This window comes from Actinoplanes flavus, from assembly GCF_017592555.1.
Taxonomy (GTDB): Bacteria; Actinomycetota; Actinomycetes; order Mycobacteriales; family Micromonosporaceae; genus Actinoplanes; species Actinoplanes flavus.
On the sequence record NZ_JAGFNS010000035.1, the window covers coordinates 69,200 to 96,105 of the forward strand.

25 protein-coding genes are annotated in these 26,906 nt (G+C 69.9%); 15 read left to right on the forward strand and 10 right to left on the reverse strand.

Annotated elements, in window-relative coordinates; translation table 11 throughout:
- Positions 1–187: 187 nt before the first annotated feature.
- A complete protein-coding gene (locus J5X75_RS37410; RefSeq protein WP_208472364.1) occupies positions 188–895 on the reverse strand; it encodes a DUF6193 family natural product biosynthesis protein in 708 nt (235 codons plus the stop codon).
- Between the two features lie 73 nt (positions 896–968).
- Positions 969–2,396, reverse strand: a complete 1,428-nt coding sequence (gene rox, locus J5X75_RS37415; RefSeq protein ID WP_208472366.1) for a rifampin monooxygenase — start codon at positions 2,394–2,396, stop codon at positions 969–971.
- Between the two features lie 349 nt (positions 2,397–2,745).
- Between rox and J5X75_RS37420 the strand changes: the two genes are divergently transcribed.
- On the forward strand, positions 2,746–3,189 hold the full coding sequence (locus J5X75_RS37420; RefSeq protein ID WP_208472368.1) for a recombinase family protein: 444 nt from the start codon (positions 2,746–2,748) through the stop codon (positions 3,187–3,189).
- 53 nt (positions 3,190–3,242) lie between these two features.
- Here the strand turns inward: J5X75_RS37420 and J5X75_RS37425 are convergent, their stop codons facing one another.
- Positions 3,243–5,015 carry a hypothetical protein gene (locus J5X75_RS37425; protein ID WP_208472370.1) on the reverse strand — a complete coding sequence of 591 codons (1,773 nt, stop codon included), beginning with the start codon at positions 5,013–5,015 and terminating at the stop codon, positions 3,243–3,245.
- Positions 5,016–5,112: 97 nt separating this feature from the next.
- Positions 5,113–5,964: a YhgE/Pip family protein gene (locus J5X75_RS37430; RefSeq protein WP_208472371.1), complete on the reverse strand. Its 852-nt coding sequence runs from the start codon at positions 5,962–5,964 to the stop codon at positions 5,113–5,115.
- A 134-nt stretch (positions 5,965–6,098) separates the two neighbouring features.
- Here J5X75_RS37430 and J5X75_RS37435 point away from each other — a divergent pair, with 134 nt between their 5' ends.
- On the forward strand, positions 6,099–7,097 hold the full coding sequence (locus J5X75_RS37435; RefSeq protein ID WP_208472372.1) for a GNAT family N-acetyltransferase: 999 nt from the start codon (positions 6,099–6,101) through the stop codon (positions 7,095–7,097).
- Positions 7,098–7,191: 94 nt separating this feature from the next.
- Positions 7,192–7,518, forward strand: a complete 327-nt coding sequence (locus J5X75_RS37440; RefSeq protein WP_208472373.1) for a hypothetical protein — start codon at positions 7,192–7,194, stop codon at positions 7,516–7,518.
- On the opposite strand, the gene J5X75_RS37445 is transcribed toward J5X75_RS37440, so the two are convergent.
- A complete protein-coding gene (locus tag J5X75_RS37445; RefSeq protein WP_208472375.1) occupies positions 7,506–8,381 on the reverse strand; it encodes a UbiA prenyltransferase family protein in 876 nt (291 codons plus the stop codon). The genes J5X75_RS37440 and J5X75_RS37445 overlap by 13 nt on opposite strands.
- Before the next feature lie 424 nt (positions 8,382–8,805).
- Between J5X75_RS37445 and J5X75_RS37450 the strand changes: the two genes are divergently transcribed.
- Positions 8,806–10,527, forward strand: a complete 1,722-nt coding sequence (locus J5X75_RS37450) for a serine/threonine-protein kinase (protein ID WP_208472377.1) — start codon at positions 8,806–8,808, stop codon at positions 10,525–10,527.
- A gap of 74 nt (positions 10,528–10,601) precedes the next feature.
- Here the strand turns inward: J5X75_RS37450 and J5X75_RS37455 are convergent, their stop codons facing one another.
- On the reverse strand, positions 10,602–11,351 hold the full coding sequence (locus J5X75_RS37455) for an SDR family NAD(P)-dependent oxidoreductase (RefSeq protein WP_208472378.1): 750 nt from the start codon (positions 11,349–11,351) through the stop codon (positions 10,602–10,604).
- Between the two features lie 101 nt (positions 11,352–11,452).
- On the opposite strand from J5X75_RS37455, the gene J5X75_RS37460 reads away from it, so the two are divergent.
- Positions 11,453–12,298: a helix-turn-helix transcriptional regulator gene (locus tag J5X75_RS37460; protein ID WP_208472379.1), complete on the forward strand. Its 846-nt coding sequence runs from the start codon at positions 11,453–11,455 to the stop codon at positions 12,296–12,298.
- Between the two features lie 333 nt (positions 12,299–12,631).
- On the opposite strand, the gene J5X75_RS37465 is transcribed toward J5X75_RS37460, so the two are convergent.
- On the reverse strand, positions 12,632–12,862 hold the full coding sequence (locus tag J5X75_RS37465) for a DoxX family protein (RefSeq protein WP_208472404.1): 231 nt from the start codon (positions 12,860–12,862) through the stop codon (positions 12,632–12,634).
- Positions 12,863–12,888: 26 nt separating this feature from the next.
- Here J5X75_RS37465 and J5X75_RS37470 point away from each other — a divergent pair, with 26 nt between their 5' ends.
- Positions 12,889–13,239, forward strand: coding sequence for a MarR family winged helix-turn-helix transcriptional regulator (locus tag J5X75_RS37470; RefSeq protein ID WP_307798511.1), 351 nt, complete (start codon positions 12,889–12,891; stop codon positions 13,237–13,239).
- A 208-nt stretch (positions 13,240–13,447) separates the two neighbouring features.
- Here the strand turns inward: J5X75_RS37470 and J5X75_RS37475 are convergent, their stop codons facing one another.
- Positions 13,448–14,389, reverse strand: coding sequence for a helix-turn-helix domain-containing protein (locus J5X75_RS37475; protein WP_208472381.1), 942 nt, complete (start codon positions 14,387–14,389; stop codon positions 13,448–13,450).
- 71 nt (positions 14,390–14,460) lie between these two features.
- Here J5X75_RS37475 and J5X75_RS37480 point away from each other — a divergent pair, with 71 nt between their 5' ends.
- Positions 14,461–15,507, forward strand: a complete 1,047-nt coding sequence (locus tag J5X75_RS37480; protein WP_238490633.1) for a saccharopine dehydrogenase family protein — start codon at positions 14,461–14,463, stop codon at positions 15,505–15,507.
- A gap of 39 nt (positions 15,508–15,546) precedes the next feature.
- Here J5X75_RS37480 and J5X75_RS37485 read toward each other — a convergent pair whose 3' ends face one another.
- The gene (locus tag J5X75_RS37485; protein WP_208472382.1) at positions 15,547–16,515 is read right to left on the reverse strand and encodes a hypothetical protein; all 969 of its coding nucleotides are present in this window, start codon (positions 16,513–16,515) and stop codon (positions 15,547–15,549) included.
- A 77-nt stretch (positions 16,516–16,592) separates the two neighbouring features.
- Here J5X75_RS37485 and J5X75_RS37490 point away from each other — a divergent pair, with 77 nt between their 5' ends.
- The 4 genes from J5X75_RS37490 to J5X75_RS37505 all read left to right on the forward strand — a co-directional run bounded on the left by J5X75_RS37490 (position 16,593) and on the right by J5X75_RS37505 (position 18,885).
- Positions 16,593–17,120, forward strand: a complete 528-nt coding sequence (locus tag J5X75_RS37490) for a PadR family transcriptional regulator (RefSeq protein WP_208472384.1) — start codon at positions 16,593–16,595, stop codon at positions 17,118–17,120.
- On the forward strand, positions 17,117–17,326 hold the full coding sequence (locus J5X75_RS37495; RefSeq protein WP_372451010.1) for an ATP-binding cassette domain-containing protein: 210 nt from the start codon (positions 17,117–17,119) through the stop codon (positions 17,324–17,326). The genes J5X75_RS37490 and J5X75_RS37495 overlap by 4 nt, the downstream gene beginning before the upstream one ends.
- Positions 17,327–17,404: 78 nt before the next feature.
- On the forward strand, positions 17,405–18,499 hold the full coding sequence (locus tag J5X75_RS37500; RefSeq protein ID WP_208472388.1) for a hypothetical protein: 1,095 nt from the start codon (positions 17,405–17,407) through the stop codon (positions 18,497–18,499).
- A 26-nt stretch (positions 18,500–18,525) separates the two neighbouring features.
- Positions 18,526–18,885 (forward strand): hypothetical protein, encoded by a 360-nt coding sequence (locus J5X75_RS37505; RefSeq protein WP_208472389.1) that lies wholly within the window; start codon positions 18,526–18,528, stop codon positions 18,883–18,885.
- Positions 18,886–19,045: 160 nt separating this feature from the next.
- On the opposite strand, the gene J5X75_RS37510 is transcribed toward J5X75_RS37505, so the two are convergent.
- A complete protein-coding gene (locus J5X75_RS37510) occupies positions 19,046–20,563 on the reverse strand; it encodes a plasmid pRiA4b ORF-3 family protein (protein ID WP_208472391.1) in 1,518 nt (505 codons plus the stop codon).
- 426 nt (positions 20,564–20,989) lie between these two features.
- Between J5X75_RS37510 and J5X75_RS46250 the strand changes: the two genes are divergently transcribed.
- The 4 genes from J5X75_RS46250 to J5X75_RS37530 all read left to right on the forward strand — a co-directional run bounded on the left by J5X75_RS46250 (position 20,990) and on the right by J5X75_RS37530 (position 26,736).
- Entirely contained in the window at positions 20,990–22,414 is a 1,425-nt protein-coding gene (locus J5X75_RS46250) for an LLM class flavin-dependent oxidoreductase (protein WP_307798513.1), read from the forward strand.
- A gap of 143 nt (positions 22,415–22,557) precedes the next feature.
- Positions 22,558–22,809 (forward strand): cobalamin-dependent protein, encoded by a 252-nt coding sequence (locus J5X75_RS37520; RefSeq protein WP_238490634.1) that lies wholly within the window; start codon positions 22,558–22,560, stop codon positions 22,807–22,809.
- Between the two features lie 229 nt (positions 22,810–23,038).
- Positions 23,039–24,520, forward strand: coding sequence for an McrB family protein (locus tag J5X75_RS37525; RefSeq protein WP_208472392.1), 1,482 nt, complete (start codon positions 23,039–23,041; stop codon positions 24,518–24,520).
- Between the two features lie 116 nt (positions 24,521–24,636).
- Positions 24,637–26,736: a DUF2357 domain-containing protein gene (locus J5X75_RS37530; protein ID WP_208472393.1), complete on the forward strand. Its 2,100-nt coding sequence runs from the start codon at positions 24,637–24,639 to the stop codon at positions 26,734–26,736.
- Positions 26,737–26,906 lie beyond the last annotated feature (170 nt).

Here is a 26,906-nt window from a genome sequence, read left to right on the forward strand (position 1 = left end):
ATTCCGGTACGCCGTCCGCGGGCCCCGGACGGGATCTCGCCCCGGCGCCGCGGCCTCCAGGCCGCCGTGCCCGCGCCGGGCCTGACCGGTCCGTCGCGCTCGGATCTTTACGCGCCCGGATCTTTACGCGCCCGGATCTCTATGCGCCCGGATCTCTATGCGCCCGGATCTCTACGCGCCTGGATCTCTACGCGCCCCGGTCCAACGCGGCCAGGACCAGGGCGACCGCGTCGTGGGCCCCGACCGGATCGGCGATCCGGTCCAGGTCGCCACGGTCGCGGCCGGCCACCAGATAACGGTCGCCGACCGGCCGGACCCAGGCGACCGCCCGGCTCGCGGCATCGGCGACGCCCGGCCGCAGACCGAAGTCCCAGTGGCTGGTGAACGGGTACAGCGCCCGCAGCCGGGGCTCCTCCGCCGCCGCCCGCAGGAAGCCGTCCAGCCCTCGCCGGTGCGGCGGCGCCGTCCCGTCCTTCGCGAGGAACCGCCGCCAGGTGAGCGCGATCGCCTCGGGCTCACCCCGCTCGAACGCCTCGGCGAACTCGCCGTAGGTCACGAACCCGTGGGTGGCGCCCAATACGGCCACCGCCGCACCGGACAGGAACGTGCCGATCCCGGCGGCGACCTCCCCGAGATCGGCGGTGCGGCCCCGGGCCATCGCGACGCCCCGCATCCAGAAATCCAGCAGGAAGGCGCGGTCATCGACGGCCATCAGCACGGTCACCTGCCGGTCGCCGGTCTCGACCCGGGCGCCCACCCGGATCCAGCCCGGCGACGACGGGACCTCGGCGCGCAGTGGCACACCGGACTCCTCGAACCGGGCCTGGAGGGCGGTCCGGAGATCCCCGGCGGCGACGATGTCGGGATAGTGCAGCGGATCGGGCGCGGCGCTCACCGGATCGAGGGTACTGACTGCGGCGCCCCCACGGAGTACCAGATCACCTGTCCGGTGCCGATTCGGCCAACTGTCACCCGACCGCCGCACCCCACCACCGGCGCAGCGCCGCCGCCAGGCCCGCCGGCTCGTCACCGGCCCACGCCACGTGCCCGTCCGGTCGCAGCAGCACCGCCGGCACGTCCAGTTCCTCGCTCACGTCGACCACGTGATCCACACGATCCGTCCAGCCGGTCACGTCCAGCCGGCCGGTCTGGTCCAGCAGCAGGCCACGGCCACCGCGGGTCAGCTCGTACAGCCGGCCGCGCTTCAACCGCACGTCCCGCAGCCGTCGGCCCAGCAGGTCGTGGCCGGGGCCGAAGTCGTAGCGCACGTTCAGCGCGGTGATCTTCTCGATCAGGTGCCGGTTCACCTCCTCGAAGCCGATCAGCTCGGCCAGCAGCCGCCGCACCGCCTGCGGGCCCGGCTCGGTCGACATCAGCTCCATCTGGGCGCGGGTGTTGTTCAGGACGTCGGCCGCGACCGGGTGCCGCTCGCTCTGGTAGGTGTCGAGCAGGCCGTCGGGAGCCCATCCCCGTACCGTGGCCGCGATCTTCCAGCCCAGGTTGAAAGCGTCCTGTACGCCCAGGTTCAGCCCCTGCCCACCGGTCGGCGGGTGGACGTGCGCGGCATCGCCGGCCAGGAACACCCGGCCGTCCCGGTAGCGTTCGGCCAGCCGGGTGGCGTCGCTGAACCGCGACAGCCAGAGCGGTGAGTGCGCCCCGAAATCGGTGCCCGCCACCTTCTGCAATTGCTGCCGCACCTCGTCGAGGGTGGTCGGGGCGGTGCGGTCCTCGGCGACCCCGGCGGCCGGGACCACCACCCGGTACACCCCGTCACCGAGCGGCCCCAGTCCGAACCTCTTCTGGGTACGCCGGACCTCGGCGACCACCTCCGCCACCGTCTCCGGCGACGCGGTCACCCGGATCTCGCCAAGCAGCGTCTCCACCCGCGCCGGTTCACCGGGGAAGGCGACCCCGAGCAGCCGGCGTACGGTGCTGCGGCCGCCGTCGCATCCGGCCAGGTAGCGGGCCCGCAGCCGGGTGCCGTCCGCCAGTTCGGCGGTCACCCCCTCGTCGTCCTGGCTCAGGCCGGTCAGCTCGGCGCCGCGGCGGATGTCGGCGCCCAGCGCGGCGGCGTGCTCGGCCAGCAGCCGGTCGGTGATCGTCTGCGGGATGCCGAGCACGTAGCCGTGCGCGGTGTCGAGGCGCTCCGGCGCGGGCGCCTCGATGCCGGCGAAGAAGCCCGCCAGCGGATGTGTGCGCCCGTGTGCGAGGAAGCGGTCCAGCAGGCCGCGCTGATCCATGATTTCGATGCTGCGCACATGCAGACCCATCGAGCGTACGAACGGCGGCGGCTCCGGCTCCCGCTCCAGCACCACCACCTGCACCCCGTGCAGCCGCAGCTCGGCCGCCAGCATCATGCCGGTCGGCCCGCCCCCGGCGATGATCACATCGATCATTTCCGCCCCCCTTCTGGCTGTGGACCGCGATTCTCGCCCGATTCCGCCGTCTTGCCGCAAGTCCCCCCGTGCGATATAGGTTGAAAGTGGCCCCACCGTCACTGGCCAGAAGTCGTAGGGCGCGGTCGTCGATTCTGGACCGCAGGTAGAGGACCGGGCTCGCCGAACAGCGAAGTCTGTGGGCCATGACTACGGCTCAGCGCCCGCCGGCCGCCCCCGCCCGCCCGACCGGGACCGGACGGATCGCGCCGCTCGACGTCCTTCGCGGATTCGCCCTCTGTGGGATCCTTCTCGCCAACGTCAGAGGTGCCGAACCCAGCTACATCGGATCATGGGGGAGGAGCCGGGCATGGCTGACGAACGTACGGGGGTCGCCTACATCCGCGTTTCCAAGGTGGGCGGCCGCGGTGATGACCTGATCTCGCCGGAGGTGCAGCGCCACACAATCGACTGCTGGCGCGTAGAGGAGGTCATCAAGGGTGTTAAGGACGGGCGCTGGTCCTATGCGATTCTCTGGAAGTGGTCGCGGTGGGGCCGCAACCTGAAGGAGTCCCAGATCCACCTGGCGGCGGTGGAGGAGGTCGGCGGCATTGTGCGTGCCACGACCGAGGATGTGGATCCGAGAACGACGATCGGCCGGTTCACGCGCGACCAGCTGCTGTCGATCGCGCAGCTCCAGTCCGACTGGATCTCGGACAACTGGAGAGAGGCGCAGGACAAGCGCCGACGTGATGGTCTTCCGACGGATGGCAAGCCTCCAGGGCGATTGCGCAGTCTGATGGCAAGGCCTTGAAGATGCCGCAGGGGACCGGCGCTGCCGGGCCCCTGCGGGTGGTGCGGTCGTGCTCAGCTCGCGGGCCGGACCGTCACCGTTGCCTTGCCGGTACCGTCGCCCTGGAAGTGCAGGTTGAGCCGGAAGTCGCCGGACTCCTTCAGCGCGGCCGTGGTGAAGGTGCCGGTCGGGCCGCAGTCCGTGGAGTACGGGCTGTCGACGAACGCATCGCTCGGGCTGGTCAGCATCAGGAAGGCGGATCGCGGCGCTCCCGTGACGTCGCACGACACCGTGTACTTCTGGCCCTCCACGCCCGGGAAGCGGATGAGCGCCCCCTGACCGGCCACCGAGGTCTCCACCGTCGCCGGGGTGCCGTCCGTGGTCGCGGTCGCCTCGGTGACGGCCGGGATCTTGTACGCCCAGAGCGTCACCGAGTTCGTCTCCGCCATCCGCATCCGCACGGTCAGCGTGTGCTTTCCGGCCCGGACCAGGGGGATTCCGTACCCGAAGAAGACCTTGGGGTAGTCACTCTGGTCAGGCTTTTCGCAGCTACCGCTGTCGCCGAACTGCCCGGCCGGGTGGGTGAAGCCGACACCGGCCGGAGCGTCGTAGGTCCACGGGTTCGGCTCGCGGTAGGTGCCGAGCCGGCAGCCGATGAAGACCCGTTCGCCACCCGCGGCGTTGACCGTGAACTGGGCCAGCTGGCCCGGCGTGATGGTGTGCAGGGTGACCGGGGTGCCGTCGAGGGGCAGTTCGGCCGTCACAGGCGCGGGCACGGTGTGCACCTGGAGGGTGAACTCGTTGGTGCTCGTCCCGTCGGGGTCGGCGACCATCGTCCAGGTGCCCGCGGGCAGGTTCAGTCGCTCGCCGAACGCGGTCGCCTCGGTACCGGGTCCGGCGTACTGGCACGAGCCGAACTTCTCGCTCACGCCGGTTGGGCGGTACAGCGTGATGAAGGCGGAATCGTCGCCCTTGCGGGCGCAGGTGACGTACACCTGGGTGGGTGCCGCCAGCGAGAACGTCGTCTTGACGCGCTGGTAGGCGCCCGTCGTGGCGAGGGTCAGCGGGGTGCCGTCCGTGGCGATCGGGCCGGTGGCGTCGGCGGCCACCCGGACGGCGGCCGCGGTCACGGTCTTGACCTGGCCCGAGAACATCGGGTGAATCACGAACTGGTACATGCCGGTCTCGGTGGCGGTGATCAGCGGGCCCTCACCGACGCTGAAACTGGAACACGAGGCCGCGTTGGTGCCCAGATCGGGCTGGACGACAGTGCCGCGCGGGCCGATCACCGTGATGTCGGAGGTGGCACCGGTCGCCTGGCAGGTCAGCTGCACCCGGTCGCCGTCCGTCATCGCCAGGGCGAGGGAGACGTTCTGCTTGGCATCGGCGGTTTTCACCGTGATCGGCTGGGCGCCGGCCATCAGGGTGCCCGCGGCGTTGTCGAACTGCTGGACCTTGACGGTCGCGCCGAAGGTCTGCGCGTTGCGGTCAGTGACCAGCAGCCGGTAGCGGCCGTCCGCCTTGAGCAGGTTGATGTCGGTGGGCCGGGTGGCGTCGCAGGTGCGCGAGCCCTCGACCTGGCTGCCATCGAACGCCTGCAGCACGTACGTCGGTGTGCCCGCGCTCTTCTCGCACGAGATGGTCAGGTGCCGGCCCACGGAACCACTGAAGTAGACGTACGCCTTCTGGCCGGCGGTGGTAGTGGTGATGCTCACCGGCTCGCCGTTGGTGGTGGCCCACTCGACGACGTCATCGGCGGCCGATGCGGCGGTGCCGGGTATCAGTGGGACCGTGGACAACCCGAGGGCTGCCGCAGTGATGATGGCTCGGATGCGAATGAATCGCAACGGTGCTCCTTGAGATGGTGGAACGTTGGTGGCAGCGCGCCGGCTGGACAGGTGCAAGTGGACTGTGACCGCAGTCCGGACACAATCCTGCGCCACACTAGAAAACCTGATCAAGTGACGAAAGTCGATCACTGGGCGTCTTGACGGCGTGCCGCTCGTGTGCCGCTTGCCGGATCGCCTCGACCACGCACGTCATCGGCAGCAGTGGATGGACGGCCTGGAAGAAGCTCGGTGACGTCTGGACCGGATAGGTGCCCCCGGACGAGGTGAGCTGCACCATCAGCAGTGCCAGCGCCATGACCCGCCCGGCCGGTCCCAGTGCCGCGCCGATCAGCTGCATGATCCCGGCGAAGACGGCGGCCGTGCCGAACATCAGCGCCAGGGTCGCTGCGGCGTGCACCGGCGTGAGCCCGAGCACGAAATGCACCACGGCGTAGAGCAGGCCGGCCTGGACGGCGCCCATCACCACCCCGGGGAGCAGTCCCGCGAGGGCCACCCGCAGCGGTGGTGCGCCGGACATCAGGTAGCGCCGGTTCAGCGGCCGCAACAGCATGTAGTTGATCATTGCGCCGACCCAGAGGGCCAGGGCCAGGAAGTACGGCGCGAATCCGACCCCATAGGTGCCGGCCGGATGCCGGACGTCACGGTCCAGCGAGACCGGGTCGGCGAGCACGTCGGCCCGGTGCGCGGCGTCGTCGTAGCCGGGAATCTCGGCGGCGCCGTCGGCCAGGCCGTCGGCCAGCTGACCCGCCCCGCTGCGCAACTCACCGAGACCGGTGGCCAGTTCGTGACCGCCCTTGGACAGTTTCGTCAGGCCGCCGTCCAACTGCCGGGCCCCGCTCGCCAGCCGGAAGATGCCGCCGGGCAGCTCGGTCGCGCGACCAGCGCCGACGGTCCGCCGTGGTTGGCGCCGGGCTGTGCCCAGCCCCGTGTGGTTGGCGTCGGTCATCGCTTGGATCCGTGCGGTCGGTGTCGGTCAGTGCCCAGCCCCGTGTGGTTGGCGCCGGTCATCGCTTGGATCCGGGCGGTTGGCGGCCCCGAATTCGGTTGACCCGCGCGGCCGCCGGGTCAGAGGGTGGCCCGATGCAGTTGCGTGCGCTCGACCCCCATGGTCCCGATGCAGGCCCGTGGTTCGCGGCGTTTCATGCCGGAAGCGTCGCCGGCCGCGACCATCCGACCTTGGCCGGCGCCGATTCCACGCTGACCTCGCTGCGCACCACCGCGGGCAACGCCCACCTCGAACGCCGTGCCTTCGGGGCCTGGGACGGCGACGAGTGCCTCGGCGGGATCATCGTGAACCTGCCCAGGGTGGCCAATTCACACACCGTCGAGGTGGAACTCGCCGTGGCGCCACGGCATCGGCGGCGCGGCGCCGGAGCGGCGCTGTTCGAGACGGCGGTCGCGCTGGCGAGCGAGCGGGGACGCCGAATCGTCTCCACCGAGGTCAACGTGCCGCTGACGGCCACCCTCACGGAGCATGCCGGTGGCCGGTTCGCGCTGGCACGCGGCTTCGAGAGCAAGCTGACCGAGTGCCGCTATCTGGTCGGCCTACCGGCTCCGGTCGTGCCGGCCGAACTGCCGGAGGGATACCGCCCGCACACCTGGACCGGCCCGGTGCCGCCCGCGACGGCCGCCGACTTCGCGGCCATGCGAACACTGATGGAGCAGGACGTCCCGATCGGCGACCGCGACCACGAGCCGGCCACCTTCACCGCGGCCGAGGTGCTGCGCGGCGACGAGCGGCTGGCCGCAGCCGGGTGGGGCATCGTCACCACGCTGCTGCGCGCCCCGGATGGCAATCCGGCGGGGTACACGCGGATATTCGTCAACTCCGACGGCCGGCACGCGCAGCAGGACGACACGTTTGTGCTGCGTGCGCACCGCGGCCGGCGTCTCGGTGCGGCCTTGAAGTCGGCGAACCTCGCCGAACTGGCCGCGCGGTTCCCCGACGTGTCCCATCTGCACTCCTGGACGGCCGACGACAACGCCGCCATGATCGCCACGAACCGGCGATTCGGATTCCGGCCGGTAGAGAGCATGCACGTCATGGAGGCGCCGATACGGCCTTCGCCGCCAGCATGATCCGCGGTGAGGCCTTCGCCCGCAGCGTGTTGCGCGGTGAGGCCTTCGCCCGCAGCGTGCCCCGCGGTGCGTTTTGCCGTCGGCATGGTCCGCGGTGCGCCCTTTCGCCCTGAGCATGATCTGCGGTCCGCTTTTCGCCCTGAGCATGGTCCGCGGTCCGTCCTTCGCCCTGAGCATGGTCCGCGGTGCGTCCTTCGCCCTGAGCATGATCTGCGGTGCGTCCTTCGCCCTGAGCATGGTTCGCGGTCTGTTCTTCGCCCTCAGCATGATCTGCGGTGTGCCCTTCGCCCTGAGCATGATCTGCGGTGCGCCCTTCGCCGTCGGCATGGTCCGCGGTGCTGTCCGATTCGCTGTCGTAGACGGGCTTCCGGTCGTGGCCATCCGGCGGCCCGGATGGCCAGCGCCGGATCAGCCGACATAGGCGAGAGCGAACCCGGCGGTCGGCACCGCGAACAGCACCGACAACGCCGCGAGGCGAGGAATCGTCGGCCGCCGGGTAAGCGCCGCATAACCCGCTACCAGCATCGGCGCGACGATCAGTTGCGGCACCAGGGTGGACCGGGGCACGACCACGTCGAGACTCGCGCAGATCAGCGCCACGGCCATGGCGAGAATCCAGAGAACCACCCCGATCCGGTACGCCGTACGCGCCCCGAAACGAGTCGCGAACGTCGTATAGCCGGCCGTGGCGTCGGCGGCCAGATCGGTGACCGTGGTCGGCACGTAGAAGGCGGCCGCGAACAGCACCCCGATCAGCGCGAACTGCCACGGGAACGCCCACGGCTCCCGGGTGATCGCCCAGCCGGCGGCCGGCGCCACGGCACCCACCACGAGCGCGTTGACCGCCACGTCCCAGCCGGGCCGCGTCTTCAGCCGCAGCGGCGGCACGCTGTACGCCCACCCCAGCCCGAGCACGGCCGCCACACCGAGCACGAACAGCGGCCCGACAAACAGCGCGAACCCGAGTGCCGCCACCGCGAAGCCCCGGTACCACCAGCGCAGTCGCCCGGCGGTGACGACACCGGTGACCAGCGGCGCGTCCGCCTTGCGCGGGTTGGCCCGGTCACTGTCCAGGTCGTACAGGTCGTTCTGGGCCAGGACCGCACCCCACACCAGCGGCCCGAGGATCAGCAACGCCACCGCCGCGCGTGGCGGGTCAGCGGGCATCCACGCCTTTCCTGCCAGGACGGTGCCGAGATAGGCGGGGACCCAGGAGACCGGCCAGAACCACGGCCGGGAAACGGCGACCAGGACGACAGCGGATCGTTCCGACAGGCGAACCATTCCCGCATTCTCGGTCCCCACCGCTGTGCCCGCCCTGAGAGAAGCGTGAACTCGGATCGTCCGCGATCATCCTCGTGCCGGCCAGGCGCGGTCGGCGGCCCCGGCGTTCGTACCGAAACCTCTCCCGCACGCCCTCCAATCGCCGCTGGCGGCCGGTGCGCTTCGGCCGGCCGATGGATGCGACCGTGACGGTCCGCGCCGATCTCGCCGGACAGCGCTGAGCCGGGTGGTCGAGGGTCCGGGACTCGGTAGCCCGTGACCGAAACCCCGAGAACCTGAGGTACAGCGGAGGCGTGATCCCGGCGTCGTGATAGTCGGCGCTGACATCGTTTCCACCCACCTCCTGATCGGGCTTTCACCGGGTCGGGGCATTGCCGCCGGTCGACACGTGCGGGGTGGCGAGAAGGTGTGCCAAGGTGTCGCGATGGTGCGATACGTCCTGAACAACCGGTATGAACTGCGGTCGATGTTGGGAAGCGGCGGAATGGCCGCGGTCTGGCGGGCGACCGACCGGTGGCTCGGGCGCATGGTGGCGGTCAAGGTGCTGCACGAGCGGGTGCTGGCCGACCCGACCGTCGCGGGCCGGTTCGAGCGGGAGGCCCGGATGGTGGCCGGACTCGCGCACCCGAACATCGTGGCGCTCCACGACGTCGGTACCGACGGTGGCGTCCCCTATCTGGTGATGGAACTGGTGCCGGGCCGCAGCCTCGCGGCACTCCTGGCGGGCGGTCCTCTCGACATCGCCGGAGCGGTCGGGATCGCGGCCCAGGTGTGCGCCGCGCTCGAGGCGGCCTCTGAGGCCGGAATCGTGCACCGTGACATCAAACCGGCCAACATCCTGATCACCGACGACGGTCGGGTCAAGGTCTGCGACTTCGGTATCGCCCGCGTGGCCGGGGCCACGCGCAGCGAACTGACCGGTTCGGCGCAGATGCTCGGAACGAGCACCTACATGGCACCCGAACAGGTCGCCGGTGGTGCGGTCGACGTCCGCACCGATCTGTACGGGCTCGGCTGCGTCCTGTACGCCATGCTGACCGGAAGCCCGCCGTTCACCGGCGACAGCCCGATGCGGATCGCCTGGGACCACGTCGAACGAGTCCCGCCTCCCGCCTCCACCCACCGGCCCGTGCCGGACGAACTCGACCTCCTGGTGCAGGCCATGCTGGCGAAATACCCCGCCGACCGGCCATCGGACCCGGCAGCCGTGCGCGCCGCCCTGGAGAACATGAGCCTCGCCCCCGATCCCACACCGCTCAGCATGCTTGCGGAGCCGCCGCGATCTCGGCGGGGGACCGATGACACGCCCGCCGGAGCATCGAATCGGAAGCCCGCCCGCCGAGAGGAAGAGGCCGGGGGCGGATCAGCTGCGCTGGACGGGCTCCCGGTCCGTCGTGGGCGAGCGGTTGAGGATGCTTCCGCTGTGGCGGTGGGTTGTGGGGCGACCCGGCCTTTTCGGGTGGTCGAGAGTGGCGGGGCCGTTGCGGGGGTCTCCGGTGTGGCCATGGACTGTGGGGCGACCCGGCCTTTTCGGGTGGTCGAGAGTGGCGGGGCCGTTGAGGGGGTCTCCGGTGTGGCCATGGACTGTGGGGCGACCCGGCCTTTTCGGGTGGTCGAGAGTGGCGGGGCCGTTGAGGGGGTCTCCGGTGTGGCCATGGACTGTGGGGCGACCCGGCCCTTTCGGGTGGTCGAGAGTGGCGGGGCCGTTGAGGGGGTCTCCGCTGTGGCCCTGGACTGTGGGGCAACCCAGCCCTTTCGGGTGACCGATGGCGGCGAGGCCGATTCGGGCGTGGATCCGAAGACGGCTGGCCGCGAGGCGGCCGGCCGGTCCGGACGAAAGGGTGGTGGGCTTCTTCTCACCGGGCTCGGCACCGTCGTCGGTGCCGGGGTGCTCGTGACGGTCGCAGCCACCGGGGCCGGCAGCCCAGGGCCGCAGATGGCGCCCCCGCGAAGCAGCCCACCGAGCATCGCCGTGATCTCGCCGCCCGCCACTGCACCGGACGACGTGGCGGCGCCTGAGGAGACCGCGCCGGCCGGCGTCGCCGTCCTTGACGAGAAGGCGGCCCGCAAACGTGCCAAGAAGCTCGAGAAGGAGAACCGCGGCAAGACCGCGCGGAAACTCCGAGGCCCGGCGAACGCTCAATGAACTACGCCGGGCCGGAACTCAAGGAGTCCGCCTACCGGGCCGTCCTCGCCGACTCCGACCCGTCGGCGATGTGATTACATGCCACCGTCCACGGCGATCACCTGGCCGGTGATGCCGGTGTTGGCCGCCGAGGCGAGGAACACCACCGGGGCGGCGATCTCCTCGGCCGTCAGCAGCCTGGCCAAGGGGATGGTGTCCAGGTAGGCCTCGGGCAGCGTCTCGGTGATGTGCGTGTTGGTGCGTGTCCGGGTGAGGCCCGGTGACACCACATTCGTCAGGATGTCGCCGGAGCTGCCCAGCGAGAACGCCGCCGATCGGTTGAAGCCGCTGAGAGCCGCTTTCGCCGCCCCGTAATACTCCCCGCCGGCCATGCCGTGCGAGGCGATCGACGATGACACGTGCACGAGGCGACCCCAACCGCGCTCGCGCATGTGTGGGGTGACGAGCCTGGTCAGGGCCACGGCGCCTTCGATGTTGTCGCGCAGCACCCGCAGCCACAGATCGTCCGGTGCGCTCTCGAACCCGGCGGTGTGGTCTGGTGCCGCGGAGCCCCAGCGGACCGCGTTGTTGACCAGCACGTCGACCCGGCCGGTCCAGGCCAGCACGCCCTCGACCAGGTCACGGGCCGAGGCTGGATCGCCCAGCTCGAACCGGAATGCGCGCCCGCCCAGGTCGGCGGCGAGTTTGGCGGCCGCGTCGGCGGCATCGTGGTAGGTGACCGCCACGTCGGCGCCCTCGGCGGCGAACCGACGGGCGATCGGCTCACCCAGCCCGCCCGTCGCGCCGGTGACGATCACGGTTCGGCCGTTCAGTCCCAGATCCATGGGAACCACCCTGCCCCGGCCGGCTGCCGGGAGGGAGGCCCGGTCGATCCTAGCCTCGACAGGGCCAGGCTGCGGAAGCCGAAGGTGGCTAACGTCGAGGCGTGAGCGACAACGAACTGGGGCGATTCCTGCGGGAGCGGCGAGAGGCGACCACGCCGGCGGAGGTCGGGCTTCCGACCGGGCCACGTCGGCGGACGCCGGGGCTGCGCCGCGGCGAGGTGGCCACTCTGGCCGGGGTCAGTGTGGACTATCTGACACGGCTCGAGCAGGGCCGTGACCAGCATCCGTCGCCCGAGGTGCTCAACGCGCTCGCCACCGCGCTGCGGTTCAGCCGGGCCGACCGGGAGAATCTGCGCTGGCTGGGCAAGGCCGCGTCCGGGGTGATGTGCCCAGCCGGGCACATGCCGGCCACCGAGGTGCGGCCGACCGTCCGTGCGCTGCTGAGCAGACTGGAGCCAGGTCCGGCCGTGGTGCTCAACCGGCTCGGCGATGTGCTGGCCGCCACCAGTGGTTACGACGCGTTGTTCCGGCCGGTCGGGCTCTTCGACGGGCGCCGGCACAACATTCTTCGGTTCGTCATGGTGGATCCGCGGGCGCGTAACGCGTACCCGGACTGGGACCGGGTGGCCGAAGGGCACATCGCCCAGCTCAAGAGCGAGGTGCGCCGCGGAGATCCGCACGCGGTCGAGCTGGCAGGCGATCTCACGGTGCTGGTCGGGGCCGAGTTCACCGATCGGATGGCGGCGCCGGGTGGTTTCCCGGAGCGGTCCGGTGTGGAGTTGCTGGCACATCCCGAGGTGGGTCTGTTGCGGCTCGCGTTCGAGGTGCTGGACCTGCCGGATGCCGATGAGCAGCGGTTGATCGTCCATCTCCCGGCAGACGAGGCCACGAGGGTGGCGCTGGACCGGCTGTCTGGCCGCCGACCAGGCGCGCTGCGCGCCGTGTGACCGGTTAGGAACCCCGTAGGGCCCGGCGCCGTTCGGCCACCGCTTGCCCGAACCCCGCCGGGCCCGGCGCCGTTCGGCCACCGCTTGCCGGCCGGACCGGGTTGGGCACGCCCTTGCCGGCGATTCCGTCGAGCAGATCGTCGTGATTTGCGGTCGAGGTGACCGGCCCAGGTCAGGAGTGCCGCAACTGGATACTGCATGCTTCGAAGGAGCCGCGCAGCAACGGCGAGTAGTGCCGGTCGGCCGTGACGCCGACGATCCCGAGCTGCATGCCGTAGCCGTCGACGCCGGTCGAGCGACCTTGCGCGGCGCGACCGCACGACGGACGTGAGCTCAGAAGGAGTACCGACCGAACCAGCCCCACGCCACGACGACGGCGAGGATCAGCAGGACCACGTTGCCGCCGATGCTGGAGTATTCCTTGCGTCGGGCGTGCACGACAGCCGCGCCGATCATGGTCAGGACCAGGCCGGTCGCGGCGAGGGGGACCAGCACCGGCGCGACGCCGAGCAGCGCGGGCAGGATCAGCCCGACGGCGGTGAGCAGTTCCAGCGCCCCGGTCAGCGGGCATCAGTCACTTCGAGTACCAGGTGCTGGCCGGGCTGTCGATGTCGCCGGAGCGCACCTTGCGGATGAGCGTGCTGGCCGCCTTCGTCGAAGGATCACTGTCGCGCCTCTCCCCGGTCGTCGCCCGGCTGGAGAAGCGCGACTGGGTCCGGCGTACCCCCGACCCGGCTGACGGCCGCTACACCCTCGCCATCCTCACCGACACCGGTTGGGACAAGGTCGTCGCTGCCGCCCCCGGACACGTCAACGAGGTGCGACGACTGATCTTCGACGCTCTTACCAAAGCCCAGCAGCGCCAGCTCGGTGAAATCGGGCGCCGCATCCTCGCCAGGATCGACCCGGACGACCCCTGCGTCACCGGCCGCCTGCCCTGACCCGCCGCGATGCCCACCTACCGGCTGCCTCCGGGGGCCGGCCAGTGCGGTGCCGGAAGCACGGCGGCGGTCTCGGCCGGCGTGCCGATCAGGTGCAGAACTCCGGCCTCTGCGGCGTCCGCCGCTGCGGAGCAACGACGGATCGCCGTACCGGAACGAAGCGGAAACGTGGATGTCGCCGGACCGGGCTGGCTGAGCGCGGACGGGGTCAGGGGCTGGTGCGGAAGGTGCGGCGGTAGACGTCCGGCGGGACGCCGATCGTACGGTGAAAGTGGCGGCGCAGTGTGGTGGCCGTTCCCATACCGGCCGCGATGGCTATCGACTCGATGCTGTCGTCGGTGGACTCCAGGAGTTCCTGGGCCCGGCGGATCCGCTGGGTGTGCAGCCACTGCAACGGGGTGGTGCCGGTGATCGCGTGGAAGTGGCGGGCCAGGTGGCGGGAACTCAGGTTCGCGCGGCGGGCCAGGTCCTCGACGGTCAGCGGCTGGTCCAGCCGTTGCATCACCCAGGCCAGCAACTCGGTGAGGGGATGGCCGTCCTGCGAGGGCACCGGGGTGGACACGAACTGGGCCTGACCTCCGGCCCGGTGCGGTGGGACGACGAGGCGGCGGGCCACGACGTTGGCCACCGCCGAACCGTGATCGCGCCGGACCAGGTGCAGGCAAAGGTCCATGGCGGCGGCTTTGCCGGCGGAGGTGAGGACCCGGCCGTTGTCGACGTACAACACGTCGGGGTCCACCTCGATCTTCGGGTAGCGGGTCGCCAGTTGCGTGGTGTGTGCCCAGTGGGTGGTGGCGCGCAAGCCGTCGAGCAGTCCGGCGGCGGCGAGGACGAAGACGCCGGTGCACAACGAGACCACCCGGGCGCCGGCCTCGTGTGCCGTCCGGACCGCGTCGACCAGGTCGGCGGGCGGATCCGCCTCCACGTCGGCCAGCGCCGGGACGATCACCGTGTGGGCGGCGGCCAGGCGCTCCAGGCCGTGGTCGGGTTCGACCAGGAAACGGCCGGCCCGTACCGGACGGGTGCCGCAGACGGTGACGTCGTACCACGAGCCGGGGATGGCGTCCGGTTTAGAACCGAAGACCTCGTACGCCAGCGCCAGCTCGAAGTGCAGCATGCCGTCGGTGGCGGCGACAGCGACAGAGTTCATGTCGGAAATTGTACGGTGCCTGTCGTTCCGGACACTGGTTCGGCTCTCTGTTCCGGGACAGGATTCTGGGCATGGGAAACGGGATGAACGCGAATGTGGCGGTTTTCGGGGCGTACGGGCACACCGGGCGGTTCGTGGTGGCGGAGCTGCGGGAGCGGGGATACGAACCGCTGCTGGTCGGTCGTGATCTGAACCGGCTGCTGGCCATGGGGCAGGGCGCGGCGCGGCAGGCGACGGTCGGTGACCCGGCCTCGCTTGACCTGGCGCTGTCCGGCGCGGCCGCCGTGATCAATTGCGCGGGCCCGTTCGCGGAGACCGCCGGGCCGCTGATCGAGGCGGCTCTGCGGGCCGGCATCCCCTATGTCGACGTGGCCGCGGAGATCGAGGCCAACGCCGACACGTTCACCCTCTTCGCCGAACGGGCGCGGAATGCGGGTGTCCCGGTGGTTCCGGCCATGGCGTTCTACGGTGGCCTGGGCGACCTGCTGGTCACCGCCGCGATGGGGGAGTGGGATGCCGCCGACGAGGTGCACATCGCGTACGGGCTGAGCAGCTGGCACCCCACGGCCGGGACGTTGGCCTCGGGCACCGTCTCGGGACAGCGCCGGGCGGGCCGCCGGGTCCGGTTCACCGAAGGCGAGTTGCGGTACCACGACGACGTCCTGCCAACCTTGGAGTGGACCTTCCCCGGGGCGCTCGGCACGCAGCCGGTGATCGGCGAGTTCACGATGGCCGACGTGGTCACGGTGCCCAGCCACCTCGACGTCCCGGAGGTTCGCACCTACATGACCGCGGTGGCGGCCGCCGACCTGGCCGCCGCCACGTCGGCACCGGTCGCCGTGGACGATCGCGGCCGGTCGGCGCAGACGTTCGTGGTCGACGTGGCCGTACGAAACGGTGGCGAGGAACGCCGGATGTCGGTTGCGGGCCGGGACATCTACGCCATCACCGCACCGCTCGCGGTGGAGGCCGTCTCCCGTCTGCTGACCGGCCGGTCGAAGGCGGTCGGCGTGGTGTCGGCAGGCGCGGCCTTCGACGCCCGAGACTTCTTGGACGCCCTGGCGGACCACCTGACCATCCAGGCTCCCGCCGCAGGAGTCGGCCGCCGTGGTCGGTAGACGGGTGGGTGCCGCAGCGGGCCGCCGGCGGGAACGGCGTCAAGCCGGGTGGAGGGGGATGTCCACACAGGCGTCCAGGAGGCCCGCCGTCGGCCAGGCGATCAGCAGGGTGAGGGTGTCGCTGCCGGGCCGGTCCAGCAGGAAATCGGCGGTGGAACGGAAGTCCGTGTCGCCGCCCGCGGCTGAGCTCTCGTGCGCGGGCAACCAGACCGCCTCCCGGTCGTGCAGGACCGCCACCGCGGCGCCCGGGTCGCGTGGTGGCGGACCTCCGCCCGGGAAGGCTTCGGCGCTCGCCGCCCGTGCCGGTTCCCCGTGGGCCACGCTGAGGATCTCCAGCGACAGGATCCCGCCGACCGCGGTGAGCCGGTTGAGGATGACGGCCACCCGGCGGTCGCGGTTCAGGACCCGGGGCCCGGCGATGATCCGCCCGGCTTCGACATGCGGACTCTCGTGACAGAATTCGCCGGCCCGGCTTCGCAGCGGTGAGGGCGGCCGCCGGACGTCGAACGGCGCGGCCCAGATCGGGACGGTGCCGTGCCCGACCGTCGCCCGGTCCGGCAGCGGCAGCTCGACGATCGTCTCCGGGAATCCGATCTCCGGCCACGCGAACACCACCGGCGCCCGGTCGAACAGGGGCGGCAGTGTCAGGCCGGCGCGGATGCCCGGTCCTTCGGCGCCTTCATAGTGGTCACCGCTCCAGGACGACCGCGAGCCGCCGAACTGCCAGTGCGCGTGCCCGGACGAGTCCAGCCAGGCGATTCTCAGGTCCATGCCCTCGTCGTGGTCCGGCAGCAGCTGGCGCGGGGCGGGCGGGGTGAACCGGCCGGCCCTGATGTCGGCCTGCCGTTCGGGGGCGCTGCGCCGGTCCAGCGGGCGGCGTGCCAGGAGGTCCAGCTCCAGGCCGGTGGGACGGGAGATCGCGCGCACCACGCCGATGGTCATCTCGGGCCGGTCGACGATCAGGCCTCCGCGGTGCGCGAGCACGCCGAGCGTCTCCACATGCGACACGCGCCAGCCTAACGCATTGACGGAACAGAGGGATAACCGTTAGACAGTACGGATAACGGTTATCCCCAGGGGGTGCCATGCAACAGGAAGTGGTTCTGGCGATGCTCGCCAAGGAGCCCTCCCACGGTTACGAGTTGCGCGCCCGGCTGCGCGACGCGCTCGGACCGCTCGGCGAGGCGATGAACGCCGGCCAGGTGTATGTGACGCTCACCCGCCTGGAACGGGCCGGCCTGCTCACCGCGGAGCGGTCCGCCGACGGCGCCGACCGGGCGGATCGCAAGGTGTACGCGCTGGCCCCCGACGGCCAGCAACGGGTCGCCGCGTGGATCGCCGAGACGAGCTGGCCCAAGCCCGACCTGGCCGAGTTCCACCTGAAGCTGATCGCGGCGGCCGCCGCCGGACTGGCCGACCCGCTGGCCATCGTCGACACCCAGCGCCGTGAGCTGCTGCGGCGGCTCCGCGACGCCCAGCGGGCGGCCGTGGCCGAGCCGGAGCACTCGGCCGCGGCGCTGCTGCTCGAGGGCATCGTCCTCCGGTTGCAGGCGGACCTGCGCTGGCTGGAGGCGTGCGAACGGGCCTGGACCCATCGAAGGAGCGGATCGTGACCGTCGTGTTGAGCGCCCGCGGCCTGCGCCGGCATATCGGTGGTGGCGAGAGAGCGGTGGACGGGGTGGATCTGGACATCATGGCCGGCGAGACCGTGGCCGTCATGGGCCCCAGCGGTTGCGGCAAGTCCACCCTGCTGCACCTGCTCGGCGGCCTGGACCGGCCGTCCGGTGGCCGGATCACACTGCACGGCCGGCGGGTGTGACCTCAGGGGCGATCATTCGGGTCTACGCCGGACCGGACCTGTATCGGGTGCTGGCGATGCACCGCTACCGTGTCGGGCATGGTCCGTGAAGATCCTCGCACGTTCCGTTACGGCGTCCTGATCACGGTTCTGATCACCGGCGGGTTGCTCTGGCCGGTGGCCCTGGCCGACTGGTGGACCTCGCGCACCGACGCCACCGGGTTCACGCTCGTCGAGGAGAATCTGACCGGCATCGGGGGCGGCGCGTTCCTGTGGTTCGCCGGTGCGGCGCTGCTGGCGTACGCGGTCGCGGCATTTCCGGTGCGGTTCCGCCGCGCGGCGACCGTCGCGGGTCTGGTCGCCTCGGCCGGCACCCTGATCGTCTGGACGGTGCTGCTGCTGCGGATGCTTCGCCGTGAGGAGCAGACACACCAGGGCTGGGCCGCGCGGGTGTGGGAGCGCCGGTCCGATGTGTCCGGCCGGATGCTGGCGGAGACCGGTGCCGACGGGTTCACCTCGGCGATCATGGTGCTGTTCCTGCTGGCGCTGATCGGTTGTTTGCTGGCTTTTGGCCGGCGGCACGAGCGTACGGTCCTGATCGTCGCCACGATGGTCTGTGCCGTGGCCGGTGTCCTCACCGCCCGGGTGCGGCAGTGGGTCACGAGCGGGCCGGAGACGGCCGAGGTCGTCGGGAGCTGGCCGGACGGCTGGTTCACCGGACGGGTGACGGTCGTCGTCCTGGCCGTGCTGGTCCTGATGTTCGCCGTGAGCCTGCGGCTGCGGCCGGGACAGCGCGGCGCCGCCGCCTGGGGCATGGTTGTGGCGGCCTGCTCCCTCGCCGCCTTCTACCTGATCATGTTCGACACCGTCGAGAAGCCGCCGCTCTACCCGTATTCCGCCGACGAGACGACCGCGTTACCCACCAACCCCGGCGTCAACGTGGCCGGATTGCTGCTCCTGGCGATGTACCTGCCACTTCCTGTCGCGATCCGGGTGGCCTGCATCGACCGGTTCCGGAGGCCGCCCGAGCCGCCCCGGCCGGAACCGGTGCCCGATGACGTGGTGGCCGGAGACGTGGTCGCCGATGACGTGGTGGCCAAAAACGTGGTGGCCGACGATGTGGTGCCCGATGACGTCTTGCCGGACGATGTGGTTCCGGTAGATAACGACACGCCGATGGGGCGGCCGGTTTGAGCGGCGAAGGGTCTAACTTCTCGATCATGCGCGGTGATTCACATTACAGTCGGGACCTCCAGCTCGGCGCCGCCATGGGCGCCTGGGCCTCGGCACGGGACAGTCCGATCCAGACCGAAATCGACGGTCCGCGCAGCGGCGACGAGCTGGAACACATCTGGATGCTGACCATCTCCGGAGAACACCTCGAAGCCGTCGTGACCCTCTTCCGCGGTGCCCGCGCGGAGGTCACCGTGGTGTGGTTCTCCGCGAAGGAGGACGGTGTCTACACCGGCCGGGAGACCGGGCTGACCCCCGGCCGGCTCACCGAGATGCTGGACGGCATCGCGGTGATGGAGCGCGGTGGCGCGGCGCCCGCCTGGCTCCGGCCGGTCGCCGAGAGCTGATGGCCAGCGCCTTACCCCGCCGGCGCCTGCATCCCGCCAGCGCCTGCATCCCGCCAGCGTCTTGAACCCCGCCGGCGCCTGCATCCCGCGAGCGCTTGCATCTCGCCAGGCGGCTTGAATTCCGCGAGCGCTTGCATCTCGCCAGGCGGCTTGGACTCCGTCAGCGCTTGAACCCGGCGGCCAGTGACCGGGTCACCTCCGCGGCGTCGAATCGGGCCGGCCGGAACTCGTCGGTCTGGTCGAGGCCCAGCCACTCGCGCATCTCCGCGTGTTCCGGGTGGGCGGCATCGTCGAGGATCTCGATCAGCCGCTGGTAGCCCCAGATGCCGCCGCAGTCGTCCGGCGGGGCGGCACGGCGGCCGCCGGTGCATCGCGGGTACTGTTCCGAGCCCCGTTCCAGCACCTTCTCCACCAGGATGTCGTGCTCCCAGCCGTCGCCGAAGTCGTAGGTGTACCGGATCCGGCCACCGGCGCCGGCCGCCACCTGTTCCAGCGTCACCGGCCGTTCGGCCTGATGGCCCAGTTCCGGGTCGGCGAGGCCGAACGTGCCGTACCCGGTCTCGAAGGCGTGCAGATGGCTGTCGTCCCAGTCGAAGGCGATCTGGATGATCGTGTGCAGGTCGGCCAGGCCGGTGTCGGCCGGAACCTCCAGGCGCCGCCAGATCGGCGGTTTCGCGTCCCGAAGGCTCACCTTGAGCTGGAAGATCGGCGCCGGGCCGTCGGACTTCTTCCGTTTCGCCGGCAGCTTCGCGCGCGGCGCCCGCCGTCGCGGTGAGGCCTCCGTGGCGATGCGGGTGAACAGTTCGATCTCGTCGTCGAGGTGCTCGGCCGCCGGGCGTGACGGCTCGGGCAGGGTACGCACCCGCGCTCTCAAGAGCATGGCGACATGGTGGTAGCCGGGTTCGTCGCCGTCCTCGTACTCCGCGGCGATCTCGTCCGGCGCGAGGTCGTCGTCATGGGCGGCACGGGCGGACAGGGCCCGCTCGACCTGCCAGCGGAATTCGGCCGGATCCAGGTGTACGCCGGTGATCGGCAGTTCGTGCTCGCGGGCACTGCCCTCGATCGTGGCGAGGACCTGATCCAGTGCCTCGCCGGGGAACAGCACGACGTCGACGGCGGCGTGGCAGTCGCTGTCGTCGACGTTGACGGCGAAACCGTCGGCGCGCCCGGCCCGCTCGAACGTCCCGATCAGCACCGACGACGTCTGCCCGGACGGTTCGGCGAAACGCCGGTAGACGCCCGGCGTCACCGGCATGCGTGCCTCCGCCAGCCACCGTGGCGCGGCCAGACCGGCCGGTTCCAGGCGGGCGACGGCCTCGGCGGCGGCCGGGCCGTCATCGACCAGGGCGATCGCGTGCAGTACGGCGAGGGCGGCCGGGGTAGCGGTCCGTTCCAGCTCCGGCACGATGACGGAGGCGACGGCCTCGGCGAAGCCGGCACCGGCCAGATGGCCCATGGCCAGCAGGCCGGCGGCGAACATCTCCGCCTCGACGGCCTCCTCGACCTCGAGCAGGGGGTTGCCGTCGTCGAGAAGGTCCGCGACGAGATCGAGCGGTTCGAGTCGCTCGCCGGAGCAGTCCGGACAGTGGCAAGTGGCCGGACCGGCCACGACCTGGCGCACGACGCGCTGTCCGGTGCTCCGGGATCTCTTCTTGCGGCCACGGCTGGCAGGACTCATCCGATCATCCTGCCGGATCGCGAGATCCCGGGTCGCGGGGTGTCACCCGGACGGGGTGAACCGCCACGGCCATGCCGCGGATCACGGCGTCCGACCCTTGGCGCTCACCCGCATCACGCCATCCGGGGAAACATCCATGGACAGGTCAGCCCGTTCGAAGGGGCATCCCGATGAGCTGAGGCGCCGCCACCGGATCGGTGCGCTCGTCACCTCCGGCGCCGACGACCCGGCCGATCTGCCGGTCCGCTGGGGACGGGCGATCGAGCAGGCGCCCCGGGACCTGTCCGGCCAGCTGGTTAGGGGCGGTCCGAGCCGTGGCCGGCCGAGGAATGCCCAGCTCGCCGCGGTCGTGGACGCCGACGATCCGCAGACCGTCCTCGACAGCTCCGGCCGATCGCCTCGGTCGGGCCGTTCTACGATCAGAACGTGGTGCTCACCCCGTACGCCGGGATCATGGCCACCGTCTCCCCGGCCGGCCACGACGGGCCGGGCGAGCCGGTCTCCCGGTTGGCGCTCGTCGACCACCCCACCCCGGAATTCGCCACGGCGGCCGCCCGGCTGCGGGACGGCGGCACCGTCCACCGGTTCCCGATCCGCACCGTCGGCGGAGCGGTCGCCGACGTACCGGCCGACGCCACCGCCTACGCCCACCGGCCGGCCGACTTCTCGCTCGCCGCGATGGGCGCCGACGAGTGCCGCGTGGACACCGCCTGGTCCGCGGCGCGTGACCATTTCGACGGCCTGCACCTGAGTTTCGAAACCGGCCGGGGCGCGCGGTTCCTGGACGCCGGGTTCCCGCCCGCGAGGCCGGCCCTTCATACGGCGCGACCAATCGCTGAGCCTCCATGCCGGGATCCCGCCCGCGAGGCCGGCCCGCTTGCGGGAGCTTCAGCGCCGCTACGACCCCGGCAACCCGTTCCGCGACAACTTCGACATCGAACCTGGGGGTACGCGATGACCGACTACGGTCACGATCTGCTCTTCGGCGTCTTCGTCACGCCCACCGCGGAGCCGGTGCGGCAGGCGGTCGACGCGGCGGTCGCCGCCGACTGGGCCGGGCTCGACCTGGTCACCTTCCAGGACCATCCGTACGTGCCGCGGCTCGCCGACACGTGGACGCTGATGTCGTACGTCGCGGCGCGCACCGAGCGGATCCGGATCAGCGGCAACGTGCTGAGCCTGCCGATGCGCCCGCCCGCGGTGCTGGCCCGCTCGCACGCCGCGCTGGACCGGCTCACCGGTGGCCGGATCGAGTTGGGCCTAGGCGCGGGCGCCTTCTGGGACGGCATCGAGGGCATGGGCCAGCGCCGCCTCACCGCGGGCCGGGCGGTCGACGCCATCGACGAGGCGATCCAGGTCATCCGTGCGGTGTGGGACGCCGGGCGGCCGGGCGGGATCCGGTTCGACGGCGAGTACTACCGGCTGGCCGGCGCCAAGCGGGGTCCCGCCCCGGCGCACGACATGAGCATCTGGGTCGGCGCATACAAGCCGCGCATGCTGCGCCTGATCGGCCGGGCCGCCGACGGGGTGCTGCCGTCGCTGTCCTACCTGCCCGGCGGGATCGGCGACTATGCCACCATCAACCGGCACATCGACGGCGCGGCCGTCGAGGCGGGCCGTGAACCGGCCGCGGTACGCCGTCCGCTCAACATCGAAGGCCCCTTCACCCCGGCCGGCACCGGTTTCCTCGAGGGCCCGCCCGAACAGTGGGCCGAGGACCTCGCCGGGGTGGCGCTGGAGCACGGGGTCAGCGCGCTCATCCTGGCCACCGACGACCCGGCGGTGATCGCCACCTACGCCGAGGAGGTGGCCCCGGCGGCCCGCGAACTCGTCGCCGCCGAACGCCGCTGAACCTCCATCCGGCGGGCACGGATTCTCACCGTCGGCTCATGCAAGTCACGATGATCCTCCCTGCGCTGACCGAGGGCGAGGAACCCGCTGCTCCGGCCAATCAGATACTCGCTGTTTCCTAGCCACCCTCGCGGCCTATTTGAATGACGACGACGAGGTGCGGATCCGGCGACGAGCACGTCGAGCGCACCGACGACACCGTGGCCGCCGTCCAGCCGGACCTCGTTGTCATCCAGGTCTACACCACTTCGGCGCGGCGCTTGTACGAGCTCGCCGACACCTACCGTGCGCGGGGCGTGTTCGTGGCGCTCGGCGGGCTGCGCGTCACATCCCCGCCAGACGAGGCGGCTGCGCACGCCGACGCCATCTTCCTGGGGTCGGGGGAGGACACCTGACCGCGTTTCCTCGGCGACCTGCGGCGCGGCGAGCCGATTTCGCCGCGTTGAGTGCTACCGCGAAGGAGAGGTCCATGCCGAGGTGATGTATTGATAGGGGATGGACGCGGAGCAGCCAACGGTCTGGTGGGTCAACCAAGGTGCAACGTATAGCAAGGCGCGTCGCACCGGTGTCATCTGGGCTCCGAAGCTCAACAAAGCCGGTCGACCCCAGCACCATTGGGAGGCCATGAACGACGTTCGCGAAGGCGACATCATCCTGCATTACAGCCAAGGAAGCCTGCGAGCCATCGGGACGGCGCTTGGCAGTGCGGAGTCTGCGGAGAACCCATTCGGGACTGCGGAGTGGAATCAGGACGGTCGACTGATTCATGTGCAGTACCAGGATCTTAGTGAGGGAATCCCGCTCGGATCGATTCCCGCGGCCGTGCGAACTCGGGCCGGAGGCCCGTTCACCAGCGTTGGTTCGGTGCAGCAGGGGTACCTGTTCAAGGTCAGCAACGCCGTCCTGGATGTTCTGGTTCGGAAGTTCCCCGAATTTGGTGCCGCATTGTCCTGGTATCAGCCGTCGTCGCCGGCACCGACCGGAGGCGAGATCGACCTCCAGATTGCGGCCGAAGAGTTCCAACGAGCAGTCGAAAAGTCGGGGCTATCTTTCGCCCCCGAAAGTAAGCTCGTGCGCGCCTTTCTCGCCGGTCTCCTAGCTAAGCCGTTCGCGATCCTGACCGGGTTGTCGGGCTCTGGGAAGACTCAGCTCGCCATGCGCCTGGGCGACTGGTTCGGTCACGATGACGATGGGCGCCCGCGTTATCTGGTGGTGCCCGTCCGGCCGGACTGGACCGGTCCCGAGGCGCTGCTCGGCTATGAGGATGCTCTGCGGAGCGCCGAAGCTAAGGTGCCCGTCTGGTTTGTGCCCGAGACATTGCAACTAATCCTTCGGGCGATTGACGAGCCAACGGTGCCGTATCTGCTGGTCCTCGACGAGATGAATCTCGCCCACGTTGAGCGCTACTTCGCCGACTTTCTGTCTGGTGTTGAATCGCGCCAACCGATCCTGCCTGATCTGGTTCGGCGCGACGACGATTCGCCCTGGGAGGTGCGTAGCATTCCCGGCGAGCGGCTACCGCTGCCCCGCAACCTGTTCGTCATCGGCACGGTCAACGTGGATGAGACGACCTACATGTTCTCGCCGAAGGTTCTTGACCGGGCCTGGACCTACGAGTTCCGGGTGGACGCCGACACGCTGGACCCCGATCGTGGTCGACCCGCACCGGCACCAACCGCGCCGCAGTCGCTGATTCAAGATCTCTGTGGGCTGGTCGAGGATGATGACTGGCAACGCCGGCATCCGTATGTATTCCGGGACGAGCTTGTCGAACAGTTACGCGCGTTGCATCGCTCGCTCGCCCGAGTGGGATTTGAATTCGGCCATCGGACGATGTTTGAGGCGGTCCGCTTCGCTGCTATCTACGCGGCGATGGGAAGGGCTGATGAGACGCCCTCCGTGGATGACCTTCTGGATCTCATTCTGATGCAGAAAATCCTGCCCCGCCTGCATGGTTCTCGACGGCGGTTGGAGCCATTCCTCGTTGACCTCAGCGCGCAAGCACGGCCTGGCGCCGGAGCGATCCGTTGGCCGCTAACGTACGCCAAGATTGAGCGGATGTTGGAAATCGTCCGAGCTAATCAGTTCGTCAGTTTCGCTGAGTAGCCGTGGCTTCCATCGCATTACCGCTCCGCGATGACGGTGGCCAGGACCGGGGATCGCTCGTGGTGTCCGAACTCCCCGGTGGACCTCGGCTTGCGACGGGGGATCCCACAGCGCTGATGGAGGGTCAGCGGTATCGGTATGAGTTGCAGGGTTTCGATCGGATCGTGCAGCTTGAGCCGGCAGAGATCTTCGACGCAGACGACGAGACGATGCGCAGTGGCCGCATTCTCCCAGGTCAGTACGTTGGAAAGATCACCGTCGTGGTGCGCTTCGACGGCTCAACCCCCTTGTCAACGACGGTCGAGGTGGTGCCTGCCAAACTAACGCAGGCCCACGAGTACCGACAGATGCTCGCCGATATCACCGCCCACGCTGCCGAAGCGGTCCTGCAGGGCTTCGCGCCGGCGACCGTTGAGGCGGTGGTCACGACCCGCAATACCGACCTGCTCTATCAACAGTTCGCCGTCCTTGAATCCCAGGTGCGTTCCGACGAGTTTGGCGCCGCTGTGGGGCGGATTCTCGGCAATCCGCACGTCGACTGGCGATCGGCGACGGAGCGGCGAAGGCCGGGAGGCGCGCATCCAGCCGGATCGCACTTTGGTAGAGCCCTCGCCGCTCCCGGTCCGCGTCAACCGTGGCTGCCTGGGCGAGGCCGCGCCGCACTAGCAACAATGCCGACCACGCTCGAGCGGCAGAAGCATGAGAGCACAACGGATACGGCGCCCAACCGGTTTATCAAGCACGTCCTGGAGACCTGGCGAGCTATCGCGCAGCAACTATTGACTGGCCTCGTGCGTGACGACGGCGGCACCCCCCAACCTGGCCCAGCTCGCCGCGGGGTGCAGGCCGCGGAAGAGGTGATTGAGATTCTCGACGAGATTCTCAGCCATCCCTTCTTCCGGCATGTGGGTATCCTCGATCGCTTTCCGGCCAGCAGTCAGGTCCTGCTTAAGCGGGAGGGCTACCGGCAATTGCTCCATATGTCCGTGCTTGTCCTAGCCGGATTGGACCTGTCCTTCGAGTCGGGCATTGAGGATATTTACCGCCCATCCCTCCGCAATGTGGCGACATTGTATGAACTCTGGTGCTATCTGGCCTTGGTCGATATCGTCGGGATGGTGTGCGAACAGCCGCAGAGCGGGAGCGCTTTCACGTTAAGTAAGAATGGGCTATCGCTGCGGCTGAAGACTGGTGAGGATTCCGCGGTGCGATGGCAGACGATGCGCCGCGGCCGTTCTCTTGAAGTGCAACTACTATTCAACCGGCAGTTCAATGCGGGTGGCGGCTCGTGGACGGCATCGATGCGACCAGACTGTTCCGTCCTTATTCGGCCTCTGGACTCGACACTCGGCGGCGCTGGTGAACCGTTTGATGTCTGGCTTCACTTCGATGCCAAATATCGGGTCAGCGGTGCGTCATCGATCGAACTCTGGGAGGAGAACGGCGAATCGTCGTCTCGAGGGGCTGCGAAGAACGACGATCTTCTCAAGATGCACGCCTATCGCGACGCCATCCACCGTACCGCCGGTGCATATGTCCTCTATCCGGGTGACAAGACTTTCGACAAGCGACAGTTTGCCGAGACGCTGCCCGGACTTGGCGCCTTTCCCCTGCGCCCGGGCGCCACGGAGAGGCATGGGGTCGAGGCGATCTCAAACTTCCTGGCAGAGGTCCTAGACCACGTGGCCGACCAGGCTACGCAGCATGAGCGGGAGAGATTCTGGCGGTCCCGGATTCACGCCTCGCCGGTTCACGCGCACCCGAACCTGTCGCCCGTGCCCTTCCTGGATAAGCCGCCCGCGGATACCGACGTTTTGGTGGGCTATGTGCGAGGTTCGCAGCACCGAGCCTGGATCGATCAGGCTCGCAGTTACAACGTCCGCGCCGATAGTCGTAGTGGGTCGGTGCGGCTGGGAAGTCGGGTCCTGAGCGCCACGATGGTGTTGCTGTATGAGTTGGCGGACGGAACTGAGCGCATCGTGGGGCTCGCTCGTGCGGGTGAATGGCGGGCCGTGGATCGGCAGGAACTTATCGATACCGGCTATCCCGCGCCGCGCGGAAATCTGTATCTGGTGACTAGTCTGGAGGTCGTTTCGAGGCCACCCGACTGGCTCCCGCTGGTTCGGGTCAGTTCCCTCCGTCCTCCCGGCCACGTGCCCGGAGCGCCGTTTGCGGTGACGTGGCTCGACCTGATGTCGAGCACCCTGCGCACCTAAGGCGTGTTCCAGAAGTCGTGGTGGCCGGTGAAGGTCACGGCGTGGCGGTGATCGATATTTGAAGAGGTCTCCGGTAAACGGTTCAGCGACCAAGCTCGAACTTCATACCGGAGACCTCGTGGCCACCTTAGCGGTGACGAGGCGGCATGACCTCACCGACGCCCAGTGGC